Genomic DNA, 14,412 nt, shown 5'->3' with positions numbered 1-14,412 from the left:
AATTGTGCAATCATTCATGTATTATATATTTATTATATTATCATACTTCTTAAATGTCAATAGTCATATGAGTATTTGTTCAAATATTCATATTCATTTTTTTATATATAAATATGTAATTCTAACTTAAAAATTAATTATTCCTATATGACTAAGCAAAATTTTAAAGCCCATAAATATTAAAATCAATCCACCCATAAGCTCTGCTTTTGATTTACATTTATTTCCGAATGCATTCCCTATCTTAACGCCAATCATTGATAATATAAAAGTAACGATTCCAATAAATGAAACTGCTGGAGTAATATTTACCTTAAGAAATGCGAAGGTAACTCCTATTGCTAAAGCATCAATACTTGTTGCAATTGCTAAAACAGACATGTTTTTGAAGCTAAGTGAATCATTCATACTCTTATTATGTATAGAGTCATCTTCATTCTCACATTCACAATTTCTTGATTCTCGAATCATGTTTAAACCAATAAATGCAAGCAATATAAATGCTATCCAATGGTCCATAGATGTAATTTTATCATGAAACCTTACTCCTAAAAAATATCCTATCAAAGGCATTCCCCCTTGGAAGGTTCCAAAATATAATCCTACTATTCCAGCTTTTTTAATACTAATCTTACCCATAGACAACCCTTTACAAATTGCCACTGCAAATGCATCCATTGATAACCCAACTGCAATAATAAACAATTCAAATAAACTCATATTCTGTTCTCCTTTATCCTTTAATTTTTCTAATAAAAAAAGACCTATCTGCAGTTTTCTCCGCAGACAAGTCTCATTATTTAAAATAAAGCCAGATAAATTTTATCAGTGTGTTGACTTTATTACACAATTCTTATTGTGCTAACTACTCCCTTATCTCATTAATAAGTATATAGAACAATGTTCGTAGTGTCAACATTATATTCAAATCATAAAAAAGGATTCTATTGAAACATTATAAGAAAGCCTTTTTTGCACCTTATTTAGATCAAGTTCTTGATGTGTAATATTAAAGCGGAACTTTACTATTGCCCTATTCATATAAAGTAAACATATAATGGCAAAGCAACACTTCTATTGACCTTATAGACTTAATGTCAATAGCACAATAGGGCTTACTAATGGAAACCTAGCCTCTTTAAATTCTACTGTAGTCTCAATCTAACTGTTGCAGTAGGCGTCAGCTCAATGGTACTTTATTGGCGACCTAATCCTACGGCAAATTGGATTGAATTACAGCAAATAAATCTTTCACTAATAGGAACTCTTGATTATTTAACAAATCCTATTGAACATGATATAACAGAGAGTATCAAATCCTTGGGAAGTAATCAATACCCTACAGACATCCTTTGTTGGAGTTCATACAGGACTAAGCTTAGGTAATGTAATACAATTAGATGCTGTAGAAATTAAAATCTGCATGACAGGCAAAAACCAAATTACACTTTTTGGCTATGAAGCCTAATTCCAGAAATACTGCTAAAAACATATTAAATCATTGTTATTTTAGAATAAAAATTAGACTAGAAATATATCCCTTAACAAAAATAGAGCACCAGAAACAGTTTAAGATTATAAATTTCCTGTTCCTAATGCTCATTTCAAATTCTACAATATTATTGTCACTTTACCTTACTCCACTGTAACTGACTTGGCTAAATTTCTAGGCTTATCTACATCATTACCTTTTATAACCGATGTATAATAAGCAAGAAGTTGAGTAGGTACAACTGTTAACACTGGTGCTAATATATTATCTACTTCTGGAATATAAATTGTCTCGTCAGCATGGTTTAAGCTCTCATCTAATCCTTCTTTTACTATGGCAATAGTATATGCTCCTCTAGCCTTTACCTCTTGTATATTTGAAACCATTTTTTCATATAAATAGTCTTGACTAGCTACGGCAATTACAGGAGTTTCCTTCTCAATTAAGGCTATGGTTCCATGCTTTAACTCTCCTGCTGCAAAAGCCTCTGTATGGATATATGAAATTTCCTTCAGCTTCAAGGCTCCCTCCATAGAAGTTTGATAATCAAGACCTCTGCCTATATAAAATGCACTGTTTTTATCCTTAATAATTCCTGCTATTTTCTTAATTTCATCTGACTTTTGAAAAATTTCTTCTACCTTATCTGGCAATGCCTTCATTTTTTCAATGATTTCAAAATAATAATCTTCTGAAATGCTCTTCTTGATATTTGCCATATGAAGTGCAACCATGTATAAAGCCACTAACTGTGTAGTATATGCCTTTGTTGAAGCTACTGCAATCTCTGGTCCTGCCCATGTATAAAATACATCGTCTGATTCCCTAGCCACAGATGATCCCACTACATTGGTGATTGAAAGGATTCTTGCCCCTTTACTCTTGGCTTCTCTTATAGCTGCAAGGGTATCTGCCGTTTCTCCAGATTGACTGACTGCAATAAGCAATGTATTCTCATCAATAAATGGTTCTCTATATCTAAACTCTGATGCAACATCAGGTTCTACAGGAATTTTGGCAAATCTTTCTATAGCATATCTTCCTACTAATCCTGCATGATAAGCTGTACCACAGGCTACAATATAAATCTTGGAGATTTTATCTAGATCCTCTTTTGTTACATTAATATCATCTAAAACTATTCTGCCATTATCATCAAGTCTTCTTAATAAGGTTTCTCTAATAGCCTTTGGTTGCTCATAGATTTCTTTAAGCATGAAATGATCATATCCACCCTTTGAAGCGGCTTCAATATCCCAATCCACTGTAAATATTTCTCTTTCAACTTCATTTTTATCTTTATCATAGATTTTTACCTTGTCTTTAGTTAAATGAACAATCTCTCCATTCTCTAGGAAATATACATCTTTAGTATATTTAAGCAGTGCTGGAATATCTGATGCTATGAAACTTTCATCATTTCCCACTCCTACTACTAAAGGACTTTCTTTTCTAACTGCAACAAGTTCATCTGGGTTATCTGAAGAAATAACTCCTAGAGCATAAGCCCCTCTAAGTCTTTCTGTAGCTTTAAATACTGTGCTAAGTAAATCTCCATCATAAAGACTGTCTAATAGATGTACAACTACTTCCGTATCTGTCTGTGATTTAAATTTATATCCTTTTTTTATTAGTTCTTCTTTAAGTACACTATAATTTTCTATTATTCCATTGTGCACCACTGCTATGGTTTCTTGTTCATTTAAATGAGGATGGGAGTTTACATCAGACGGTGCTCCATGAGTCGCCCATCTTGTATGACCTATTCCAACATTACCTACTAATGGTTTCTCTTTTAAATAATTTTCTAATACAGAAAGTCTTCCTTTTAGCTTTTTATACTCTATATGTTCATTTCCATTTACTGCAATACCTGATGAATCGTATCCTCTATATTCTAGTTTTTCCAATCCTTGTAATATGACTTCTTGAGCATTCTTATTTCCAACATATCCTACTATTCCACACATATTCTTAGCCTCCTAATTTAGTGTGCAAATATTATATCACTTTTTGTTTTATTTGTATAATTTTTTATTCTCACATCTGTACTTATTTATAATCTAATTTCTTTTTATTATATCAAAAACTCCACATTAGATACATAATGTGGAGTCTCCTACTAATGCATAGGAATGGATGCTTGGTATCAGTGTATTTACACCAATATAAGTAAATAATACACATATAAATCCTATTACGCTAAAAATAGCAGCTTTTTTTCCTTTCCAACCCTTAGATATTCTCATATGCAAATAAATAGCATATATTATCCATGTAATCAAAGACCACGTTTCCTTTGGATCCCAAGCCCAATATCTTCCCCAAGCACTTTCTGCCCATATGGCACCAGTGATTATAACTAAAGTCAATAAAAGAAATCCTAGGGATATGGCTCTATAACTAAGAGCATCTAATTTATCCAAAGAAGGAACATGTTTGGAAATAAAATCATCCTTTGAAAACTTATTTCTCAATAAATACATACAAGACACCCCTGCTGCAACTCCAAAGGAACCATAGCTTAATATTGCAAGGGATACATGAATAGCTAGCCACTTACTTTGTAAAGCTGGCATAAGGGGTCTTACATCTTTGTTTTGCATTGCAGCATAACCAATAATTAAAAATATTATTGGCACTACAAAGGTTCCCATTGCTCTAAAGCTATATTTATTTTCAAATATTATAAAACATAGAGCTATTCCCCAAGCAAAGCTAGTGGCAAATTCATATTGATTTGTCAATGGAACTCTACCTGCTCCAATACCTCTAGATATCAAAGCTAAAGTATGCAGACCAAATCCAATTTTAATAATAAAACTTCCAATATTTCCTGCTTTTTCGGTTTTACTTACGAAAAAAATAAAATACATAATCATAGAGGCTAAATATAGGCCTATCGCTCCATAAAACAATGTGCTCTCAATCCTTAAAAAATCCATATTAATTCCTCCTTATAGTATCTATCACTTTATTTAATTCTTCTAGATACTCACCGTTATGTTTGTAACTTTTTCCGTATATCATTACTTGACCACTGTTATCTACATATATCCTAAGTTTTTTTGGATTTACATAAAAGGCTAAGAATATTCCTGTTAATAAGAAAGCTCCACCGACAAAGGCTCCAGCCACACCAGGATCATATACTATTTGAAGTAATGTAAACATCTGAGGATTATCTACAATAAAACTATACTCTTGAAAACCAACTTCTTCATTCATATGAAGTAAATTCATATCCACCCTATGACCATTGTAAAACAATGCATAAAGCATAACAGGATGATTTGGTAGGGGAGACTTATTCCTTAATGTAGTGGTAGTGGTTTCATCTAAATCAGGATAAAAGTTTACAAACTGTAAAGCAATCATCTGATCATCTTCTATAAAAAATCTCCTTGATATATAGTTTTATGTCTATACTCTTCTCCATTCTTATAAAGAGTAGCATCTACGGCCCATCCAGTAGAATTCTGATAAACGTTTAAGTCATTAGTTCTAAAGGGATGATTCACCAATACTTGTCCCACATCTATTACATGTCCATTCTTTAAAACCTCAATATCCGAAACATACTGCTCTACAGTAAAATCATCTCTAAAAGATACATTAAAATCCTTTATATTTATAAAATGCTGCGTACCTGGTACTTCTACTGTAGTTCCTGGAACTCCGTGAACATAAGCCTCAAATCCATAAAGCTTACCATAGGTAAAGAACACTATAATTACCAAAATCCCAAAATGTGTCAACCAAGATCCTAAATACCCTATACTGTTCTTATCTCCATAATAGAGCTTCCCATTTTCAAAATCCTTTTCTTTAATAGACTTATACTTCATTTCATTAAAAATCTTGCCTATTTCATCTTTCTCTAAGGAAATCTTCTGGATATCTTTTAACTTATTTAATTCCAAGTCAAAATCTATTTTGTTTGTAACTAAATTAAATACCTGCTTAAACCTTTTGATACTGCATAAAATTAAATTTAAGGCTAAAACAGATATTAAAGCGATAAACCACCAAGAATCATAGACTTTATATAAGCTAAAGGCCTTTATAATCTCATATACAATCTGGCTATAATTAGTTTCATAGTACTTCAAGGGATTTTCTTGAGGTATTACAGTTCCAATTATAGAAAGAAGACCTATTATCATAAGAAGGATTATACCTAATTTCATAGAATGAAGATTTCTCCACAATTTAACTAAAAATCTATCCTTATTTTCCTTCATGTCTACCTCCTATGATTTTAAAACAGGGCCTTTTCAGCCCTGTTTATTTATCTATCATATTTTTCTAATATCTTAATCCCTTCTTGTATCAAGGACCTAGCACCATCTAAGTCTTCATGGGCTCTAACTGAATTGTGGAATCCTTCTCCATTTTCAACGAATACAAAGTCCCACTTAAATTGTGCTCTTCTATGAATATCTCTTAGATGCGTTAAATCATCTTCACTTAAAACTCCATCTTCAATGGCTGCTGTCAACCTTTCAATAAAGTCTAGAAGCTCAGCACTTACTTTCTCTTGCTTATCGTATACTCCCCTTTGAACATCTTCTACTTTAGCTATAAGGTCATCTGTAGTCCCACCATGACATGATATACAAGATTTATTTAGACCTTTCTCTGATTTAAGCGGACTTGTCCATTGATGAGATCTCAATAAGTCATCACCTTTTTCTTCAATCTCAGGCATATGACAGTCTGCACAAGATAATCCCATATTGTAGTGAATACTTCCATTAAAAGTCTCAAACTCTGGATGTTGAGCCTTTAAAAGATCTGCACCAGTAGTAGGATGAACCCAATCAGTTACGTTGTTTTCTTCATAGTAAGCTAGCATACTATCAGTATCTGTACCCTTTTCCCAAGGTAAAATTACTTTCTTAGTTTCTGCATCCATGTAATACTCAACATGGCACTGAGCACAAGCTAAAGTTTTAGAATTAATTTCCTCATCAATATGATTCAATGCATCTGTTAAATGACTTCTCGTTAAATTAACTACACCAGGCTCATTCTTGTGACAATCGTAACAGCTAATAGTAGACATTTGTGGATTTTCCGCAACAAATTCCTCAAAATTCAACTTGTTAACTTCTACTCCATCTCTCTCTAAAACCTCAATGAAATCAGATGTCTTACAACTCAGACAACTAGCACCTGCTTTTGGTCTTGCAGTATTCATAACATCCTCTAAAGCGTATGAATGTCCTCTTGCTCTTAAGTACTCTTTGCTAAAACCATAACCATCATAAAATACTTTAAGGTCTGGATACTTTTCTAAGTAATCAATAGGTACTGAGCCACCAAAAGTAGTCTCTTCCATTTCTTCATTTCTCATATAGGACGCATATATTTCTGGATACTTATCTTGCCACTCTTCCGCCCTAATGATACCCTCTTTCTTCTGGCATCCAGTAGAAAATAATAAGACTAATAAGCCAATTAGCAATAACCTTTTCTTCTTCATAACAGTCTCCTTTCTCTTAGCTTGGTTTTCTTCTCTACACCTTCACTAAAATGTTGCAAAAGATTGTTAATATTTAATTTTAATTATATAATTTTATCCATTTTATGTCAATAAAGTTCTCCATTTTTGCCTTTTTATCTCATTTCACTTTGATATTTTTTTGTTTTTATATATAATTGAATTATACATCAAATTATAAATATAATAGGAGAAACCATATGGAAAAAATGGGAAATAAAAAGGAATTTGAAAAAAATATTGTTAGGAAAATGATATATATTTACTGTAAGAAAAAGCATAACTCTGAAAATGAATTATGCTCAGAATGTGAAGATTTAATTCTTTATTCCTATTCTAGAGTTGACAATTGTCCACATACGCAATCAAAAACCTTCTGTAGTTTCTGTGATACAAGCTGCTATAGAGAAGACTATAAGGAGAAAATAAAAGCAGTGATGAGATTCTCTGGTCCTAGGATGCTCTATCACAATCCCATTATTACAATAAAACACCTAATATATAGCAAATTATTTCATTAGTACTATTATGCAGTATAGTTATTATATGATAGCAAGACTTAGTTTTACCAGTCCCTACAGGACTTCCATATTCCCATGATTATGAATATCAACAAAACCAGATGCTAAAAAATTTCCTTTTCCATCAATGACCAAATCTATATTTTCTATTTCTATATTGCCTTCCATACCTATATCAACTATTTTATCTTCATCTACAACCATACTATAACCAAAAAATATTTCATAGAGATTCATTAAATTTATATTTCTTATTAAAATCACCTTTTTTAAGCTTATTAAAATTCTCTAGCTAAAGCTCTAATCTGAATATATCTTATAAAGAATCATATTGCAATTTTCTGTAAATAATTATTTTAAAATTATTGAAAATTTATATCTATCCATGATTTTCAAGAAACTTTTCGAAATTCTTAAATTCTTTTTTCACTAATTATTTGTATTCTTTATACTTAATTGGGTAAGTATAGATTATTATAATAGCAGAGGTGATTTTATGAAAAATTTAATAAGTATTGAATACTGTACTTCTTGAGGTTATCTAGGAAGAGCAGTTGCTCTAACACAGAATATATTAAATGAACATAAAAATTCCTTAGAGACGGTAAATATAATTCCATCTTCTGGAGGTGTCTTTGAAGTAAAACTTGATGATAAGCTTATTTTTTCTAAAAAAGAATCAAATCGTTTTCCAAATGATAATGAAGTTGAAGCATTAATTAGAGAAAATTTATCTTAATTTTATAGAGCTACTGGAAATCCAGTAGCTCTATCTCATATGCTGTTAGGTCAATAGTCACTTTTTGTAAAATGAATCAACCCTAAAATTGTCAATACTATACCAGTCATTGAATAAACTATCTTCCCAATCCATACTACTACGGGTACAACAAATGCAACCTCACCATCTGCTCCAAGGGGTAGTGTTAGAGGAAAATCCTGAAAAAAATTGCTGCCAAACAGATCAATGATACGAGGCATTGGTAAATAACTGAACAATAACATAAGAGGCATCAATGCATATAGAAGTGTAGGATGCAATCGTCCAGCAATAATACCTAATCCAAGGATGAACAACATTGAAGGTAATAATGTAATCAATATAGGTAATATAAAGACACCAAAGTTAGTGAAATGAAAATTATTGGCATAAAACCACAAACTAAATCCAATTGGTATGGCAGCAATCAGCAGAAATCCTATGATCATTGCACTGCAACGAAGTAATAGTAATACACTTAGATTAATAGGGGTTGCATTTCTTAAGGTGCTCATTCCCTGTTCTTGGTTTGAATAAAGAAATGAAACGAAGAAAAGCAAAGCAATCAGCAAAATAGGTAAAATTTTCGCAAGAAACATGCCATAACTCCATCCCGAAAAGGGTGCTGTATTGGAAACACCTAGGATAACTACAGTTTCTAATAAATGCTTGCTATATAAAGCAACTATTACTAGTAGACCTAGAAAAAATTTATTTACAAGCAAGCGACGAAGTTCATATTTGAATAACTTAGTCAATGATTAACTCCTCCTTTCTTAGTCCACAGGCTTCTAAAAAATCATTGTAAGTGATATAGGGAGGCATTTCTGTACCACCATTTTGATACAATTCTGCCAAAATTTCATCTATTCTCTCCTCTCCCCCACCAACTCAGCGGCTTTATAGATTGTAAGTGGCATGACACTATACATATTTGTGCCTGTATTACTGGAATATAGTCTAGCAGCATATTTTTCCGGAAGGATGTCCAGATATTCAGGATGTCTATTATAAAAGTTATTTTTTTGATCCTTTACTTCTTGTTTCCAAACTTCTACATAATTTTTTTGTGCATATTCAGCACCAAATTTTTCTTTTGCAATTCTGTAAGTAGTGTAAACAGTAACCCCCTCATCAGTCCAGTCTAGATTTTCCATATCCATAGACTGTGCACTCAATCCCCACCATTGATGAGCAATCTCATGGGATAACACTTCACCACTGGATGCACCATGTTGCTTGTTATTCAAATTCTCATCACTGAAATAGATTTCGCCCATGAAACTACAATTTTTGATTGCACCTCCCCCAAATAAGAAAGCCGAACTTTGTATAATTTTGAATGGATATCCAGGTGTGGCAAAAAGTAATGGACCATAATGGTCAGTGCAATAGGCAATTGTATGCTCCATTATATTTTGTGCATCCATCTTTTCCATAACTTTTTGATGCTTACTACTATAATAAAACTCAACTGGCATATTACCACCATCTATTTCCAACTTCACATAATCACCTGCAAAAATATTTAATCGACTACCAGTATCATGAGCAAGCCAAGTCTTGGTTCCATCATCATTTTCCGATAATAGCTTTACTGTATCGCCAGTTGCTATCAAATTCAGATTCTCGGGAATTGTAAACCGTCCTGTAATCTGACCTCCTTCTTCTGATGATGGAATTTCTAATATAGGGGCTAAGTCCTTTCCACCCAGATCAATATAATTGTCACCAATATGTGACCCTCCAAATGTAGACACCACCACCGACCATATCTGATGCATTCCCCCATAATCTATAGATAGCTCTATATCCTTTTCAGGAGGTAATTCAAAGATAACATATTTAAAGTTATTGGTGTCATTATTCAAATCAGAAAAGGCCACCTCTTCCCCATTGGCCGTGATTTGCTTAATGGTATATCCTGGATTAATCCCCAAGCGACATTTTGGGGAAACAGTATTTTCATTTTGAATATGGTAAATCGCAGTTCCAGATAGTGTCCCTCTCTTTGTGTTGAAGTTAATATCGATGCTTGTATCCTTTAGAGCTAACTTTGTAAACTCTTCATTTATATTTAAAGAAGTATCTATATTCTGCCAATCTAGTGGACTGTGGTCTACATAAGGCTGATTTACATACATATAATATCCACCTATAATCAAAGTTACAGATAGCAAAGGAATATAAATTCTACGTCCATTACGAATCAAAGAGCCAAGTAGTCCTTTGCCATATCTTCGAACACATAACATGGATAGAAGCCATATGCCAATCAGGATTGAGAACCAAAACAGGCGGTTGTAGGATGCCATACGAAATACCTGGGCATTACTGAAATCATCTGATAAAATAGGAACTAACGGATTTACCCAACGAAGAATGTAATCATCGGCAAACCATCGACTAGTGCTAAGTAGGAAAAATACAATGAATAATACAAAGCTAAGGTCAGTTCGATGGATAATCTGATAAAATGCTGCTATAGCTAGAATAGAAATCCAAAGTGAAGGCAACATTAAAATAAAATAACTGTTCAAATATATCTTCAAATTAAAAATATCACCCATTTTCAATACAGTATAAGGTAAATGCACAATTGTAGCCACTAAGACAGTAACTGTTGCTGATACAATTACCCCAAATAATCGTGCAATATTTAATATATGGGGAGAGACTATTGTATCAGTCAATTCTGCAGTAAGATTTTTATGTACTCTATTCAATTCAAATAGGGTCAACAAAGCAAACAATATCGCGCCACCTAAAGCCCCTATTAATACCGGATTAGCAATAAATCGTGAAGCAGTAGTCAATGGCGGAACAGGTCCAGACAGATTATATCCACCAAGGGGTACAAGAACAGAAAGAGCTATAATGAACCATGTAGTTTTCGAACGGAAGATACGATTTACTTCCACTCGAAAATAGGATAAAAAATTCATCGTCCCTCCTCCCCATTTTCAATCAAATATATGTATGCATCTTCTAAGTTTGGTTCCGTCGGATGTGCAAAATCAGGCAATACCCCCGCAACAATTCGACAAGATATACCATTGGCAGTAGTCATACGAGCAGTCACTTTAAATCCATGTTCTTCATTTTCCTGAATTTCTTTATTGTACACTCCTACATGTCCATATGCTGACCGAATTAATTCCTCAGATCGTCCATCAAACAATATTCTTCCATGATTCATAACAATGAGCCGATTGCAGACGGACTGGACATCCTCAATAATATGTGTGGAAAGCAGCACTATTTTATCCTGTGCATTCTTAGAAAAAAGGTTACGAAAATTAATACGCTCCTCTGGATCAAGCCCTACCGTTGGTTCGTCAAATATCAGAAACTGAGGACTGCCTAAAAGCGCTTGTGCAATTCCAACACGCTGACGTTGGCCACCAGATAATGTATTTATCCGTGCCTTTCGCTTTTCAGTAAGATTGGTCTCCCGAATGACTCTTTCTATTTCAGCCTTGCTCTCTTTAATCCCCTTCAAGGCTGACATATAATCAAGGAACTGCCAGACAGTCAACTCGTCATATAATCCAAATTTCTGAGGAAGATACCCTAAAGCAGCCTTGAGTTTTTTTTCATTTTTAACCAGTGGTACATCATCCAACCGTATTTCTCCTGTAGTAGGCAGTAGTCCCGCAACCAATAACTTCATCAGAGTGGATTTTCCTGCACCATTAGGGCCTAGTAAACCAATGAAATTAGGACTTTGCATTTCAAGGGAAACATCCTGCAACGCCTTTTTCCCTGTTGGATAAGTCATATTCAGATTTTGAACAGAAATCTTCATAGATATATCATCCTTTCTTGTTTTATATACAAGAACAGGATAACAAAACAGTTTGAGGTTTCTTTGTTGTTAATATGTAGTTTGTATGAAGTCTAAAAAAACAACGTCTAGGAAGCAAAATGTTCCCAAACGTTATTTATTTCAGTTTAAAAGTAAATTGCACTCCATCGGCTGTGTTTTCAATTTTATAGTCTGCTCCATGTTGCTCTAGAATCATTTTTACAATATATAATCCCAAGCCGCTACCCCCACTCTGACGATTACGTGATTGTTCTACACGATAAAAGGCCTCAAACAACCGTGGCAATACCTCCTGTGGAATATGAATACCAGTGTTCTCAATGATGAATAACATACCAGATTCCTCAGCCTTAGCCTTAATACGAATTAATTGGTTTTCAGGTGAATAGTATGCCGCATTGGAGATAAGATTTACAAGCACTTTATTAATCATAGCAAAATCGGCAACAATTGGGATATATTCATCAATTTCTGTTTTGAGTATAAGGTTCTTCTTTTCTAGAAGTTCTGCGTGCTCTAAAATCTGTTTATGCACAAGCTTAGAGAAATCTAACTCCTCCTTATGTAAAGAGAATTCATAGGTTTCCATGCGTGAAATTGTTAGTATCTCTTGAACTAATTCCTCCATTGTTCCTGCTACAGTTAATGCTCGGGAGAGATATTTGTCCCTATCCTTATAAACCCCTACATGCAGCAGCATTCCCTCAATCTGTCCCTTAATAACCGTTATAGGGGTTTTTAGTTCATGGGAAACTGCTGAGAAAAATTCCATTCGTTTACGCTCTAACTCTCGCTCCCTATCAATATCACTTTTCAGCTCTATATTCGCTTGCTGCAATTCCCTTAAAGCATTTGACAAACGCCGTGATAATTCATTGAGACTGTGTGCCAATACACCGATTTCATCCTTACGATTATCTTTACAATGCCAGTCAAATTCCAAATTTGACATCCTTTTAGAAATACCGCTAAGTTTTATAATGGGACGAGTCACATATCTAGAATAGAATAAAGAGCCGAGAAAGGAGATACACAGGATTGTTACAATCAGCCACAGGAGAATCCTCTCCAGTGCTTCTACTGCTTGATTGACACCCTGTAGAACACTCGATACCACTAGCACATACTGATCATCTGAATCAACGAAGGTAAAAGGATATTCTTTGTTAGTTGTCATAGACATACTATCTCCTATGGATGTTACAGTCATATTGCTTATGGACTCCGATTCAGTAATCGTTGATTCCGACTCAGTAATCATTACTCCAATAAAAACACCATTGTGTATATAAGAAGTCTCGCGATTAATGGGAATATCTATGGAATTGCCTTGTGCATCCAATATCTCAAAATTTATTCCAACATTAGAACCAACTTCCATGATAAATCGCTCAAAAATATCTTCACAGTTTTGAAGATCGGTATTCTTTAGTTCATTCACTAGTTTCTGTAGTTTCCTATCTAGTTGGATACTCAAATCTGAAGTATAAGTAAGAGGCATAAACCATGCAATAAAAGAATATGTAAATACACATGCAAGAGCTAATAGTAAACTAGTCATAAGAAATATTTTTATCGTTAAGCTACTTCTAATTTTCTTTATCAATACGATAACCCACCCCTCTTATGGTCTCGATATAATCAACGCCAAGCTTTTTCCTCAGATTTTTAATATGTGTATCCACCACACGCTCATCCCCGTAAAAGTCATATTCCCATAGACGATTTAATAGCATTTGTCTGGTAAGTACCTTACCTTGATGGATCAAAAGCTCCCGAAGCAGTTCAAACTCCCGTAAGGTCAGGTCAATTATCTTCCCATTCATACAGATCTGGTATCCATCAATATCCAATATAAGTCCCTGATAAGAAATTTGATTACATCTGGGCTTAGCAGCTGTACGCCGCAGCACTACTGAAATCTTGCGTAATAAAATCTCCATAGAAAAAGGTTTTGTGACATAGTCGTCTATTTCCAGATCAAAGCCCTTAATCTGATTTGCTTCACTATCTAAGGCTGTTACCATAATAATAGGTACCGTACTTTCTTTACGGATCAATTCGCATATACTGTATCCGTCAATTTTAGGCAGCAGTACATCTAATAGAACGAGATCATACTTCTTTTCATGGAATCTGGAAATAGCCTCCACACCATCACTGGCTAAAGTAACAATATAATTCGCTGCCTCCAAAAAATTTTGTAGCAATTCTTGTATATCACCATCGTCTTCTACGATTAAAATACGTTTCAAATCCACCACCTCATATAAAACAGTATAGCATTTCTATTTGTACTTTGTA

At 33.7% G+C, this 14,412-nt stretch carries 14 protein-coding genes and 1 pseudogene; 3 read left to right on the top strand and 12 right to left on the bottom strand.

Annotation, left to right across the window (positions count from 1 at the left end):
* Positions 1-126 precede the first annotated feature (126 nt).
* Positions 127-720 (bottom strand): manganese efflux pump MntP family protein, encoded by a 594-nt coding sequence (locus CIW83_RS11980; RefSeq protein WP_094901480.1) that lies wholly within the window; start codon positions 718-720, stop codon positions 127-129.
* A gap of 468 nt (positions 721-1,188) precedes the next feature.
* Between CIW83_RS11980 and CIW83_RS22995 the strand changes: the two genes are divergently transcribed.
* On the top strand, positions 1,189-1,386 hold the full coding sequence (locus CIW83_RS22995) for a hypothetical protein (RefSeq protein WP_201259844.1): 198 nt from the start codon (positions 1,189-1,191) through the stop codon (positions 1,384-1,386).
* A 249-nt stretch (positions 1,387-1,635) separates the two neighbouring features.
* Here CIW83_RS22995 and glmS read toward each other — a convergent pair whose 3' ends face one another.
* From glmS to CIW83_RS11950, 5 genes are all read right to left on the bottom strand, one after another.
* Positions 1,636-3,462 carry a glutamine--fructose-6-phosphate transaminase (isomerizing) gene (gene glmS, locus CIW83_RS11970; RefSeq protein ID WP_094901478.1) on the bottom strand — a complete coding sequence of 609 codons (1,827 nt, stop codon included), beginning with the start codon at positions 3,460-3,462 and terminating at the stop codon, positions 1,636-1,638.
* A gap of 126 nt (positions 3,463-3,588) precedes the next feature.
* A complete protein-coding gene (gene ccsB / locus CIW83_RS11965) occupies positions 3,589-4,437 on the bottom strand; it encodes a c-type cytochrome biogenesis protein CcsB (protein WP_094901476.1) in 849 nt (282 codons plus the stop codon).
* Between the two features lies 1 nt (position 4,438).
* On the bottom strand, positions 4,439-4,870 hold the full coding sequence (locus CIW83_RS11960) for a cytochrome c biogenesis protein ResB (RefSeq protein ID WP_094901474.1): 432 nt from the start codon (positions 4,868-4,870) through the stop codon (positions 4,439-4,441).
* 11 nt (positions 4,871-4,881) lie between these two features.
* Positions 4,882-5,736 (bottom strand): cytochrome c biogenesis protein ResB, encoded by an 855-nt coding sequence (locus CIW83_RS11955; protein WP_094901472.1) that lies wholly within the window; start codon positions 5,734-5,736, stop codon positions 4,882-4,884.
* A 47-nt stretch (positions 5,737-5,783) separates the two neighbouring features.
* On the bottom strand, positions 5,784-6,980 hold the full coding sequence (locus CIW83_RS11950) for an ammonia-forming cytochrome c nitrite reductase subunit c552 (protein WP_094901470.1): 1,197 nt from the start codon (positions 6,978-6,980) through the stop codon (positions 5,784-5,786).
* Positions 6,981-7,198: 218 nt separating this feature from the next.
* Between CIW83_RS11950 and CIW83_RS11945 the strand changes: the two genes are divergently transcribed.
* Positions 7,199-7,519 (top strand): nitrous oxide-stimulated promoter family protein, encoded by a 321-nt coding sequence (locus tag CIW83_RS11945; protein WP_094901468.1) that lies wholly within the window; start codon positions 7,199-7,201, stop codon positions 7,517-7,519.
* A 54-nt stretch (positions 7,520-7,573) separates the two neighbouring features.
* On the opposite strand, the gene CIW83_RS11940 is transcribed toward CIW83_RS11945, so the two are convergent.
* On the bottom strand, positions 7,574-7,756 hold the full coding sequence (locus tag CIW83_RS11940) for a hypothetical protein (RefSeq protein ID WP_094901466.1): 183 nt from the start codon (positions 7,754-7,756) through the stop codon (positions 7,574-7,576).
* Between the two features lie 310 nt (positions 7,757-8,066).
* On the opposite strand from CIW83_RS11940, the pseudogene CIW83_RS24380 reads away from it, so the two are divergent.
* Positions 8,067-8,258: pseudogene (locus tag CIW83_RS24380) on the top strand (Rdx family protein); the annotation flags it as partial.
* Positions 8,259-8,308: 50 nt separating this feature from the next.
* Here CIW83_RS24380 and CIW83_RS11930 read toward each other — a convergent pair.
* The 5 genes from CIW83_RS11930 to CIW83_RS11910 form a co-directional block, all read right to left on the bottom strand.
* Entirely contained in the window at positions 8,309-9,037 is a 729-nt protein-coding gene (locus tag CIW83_RS11930) for a hypothetical protein (RefSeq protein WP_094901462.1), read from the bottom strand.
* A 108-nt stretch (positions 9,038-9,145) separates the two neighbouring features.
* Entirely contained in the window at positions 9,146-11,224 is a 2,079-nt protein-coding gene (locus CIW83_RS11925) for a hypothetical protein (protein WP_094901460.1), read from the bottom strand.
* A complete protein-coding gene (locus CIW83_RS11920; RefSeq protein WP_094901458.1) occupies positions 11,221-12,087 on the bottom strand; it encodes an ABC transporter ATP-binding protein in 867 nt (288 codons plus the stop codon). Before CIW83_RS11920 ends, CIW83_RS11925 begins: the two co-directional genes overlap by 4 nt.
* 136 nt (positions 12,088-12,223) lie before the next feature.
* A complete protein-coding gene (locus tag CIW83_RS11915) occupies positions 12,224-13,714 on the bottom strand; it encodes a cell wall metabolism sensor histidine kinase WalK (RefSeq protein ID WP_094901456.1) in 1,491 nt (496 codons plus the stop codon).
* Positions 13,698-14,369 carry a response regulator transcription factor gene (locus tag CIW83_RS11910; RefSeq protein ID WP_369819395.1) on the bottom strand — a complete coding sequence of 224 codons (672 nt, stop codon included), beginning with the start codon at positions 14,367-14,369 and terminating at the stop codon, positions 13,698-13,700. The genes CIW83_RS11915 and CIW83_RS11910 overlap by 17 nt, the downstream gene beginning before the upstream one ends.
* Positions 14,370-14,412 lie beyond the last annotated feature (43 nt).

The organism is Tissierella sp. P1, from assembly GCF_002266425.1.
GTDB classification, from domain to species: domain Bacteria; phylum Bacillota; class Clostridia; order Tissierellales; family Tissierellaceae; genus Tissierella; species Tissierella carlieri.
Note: the sequence above shows the minus strand (reverse complement) of the source record. Positions and strands in the feature narration are given on the sequence as shown.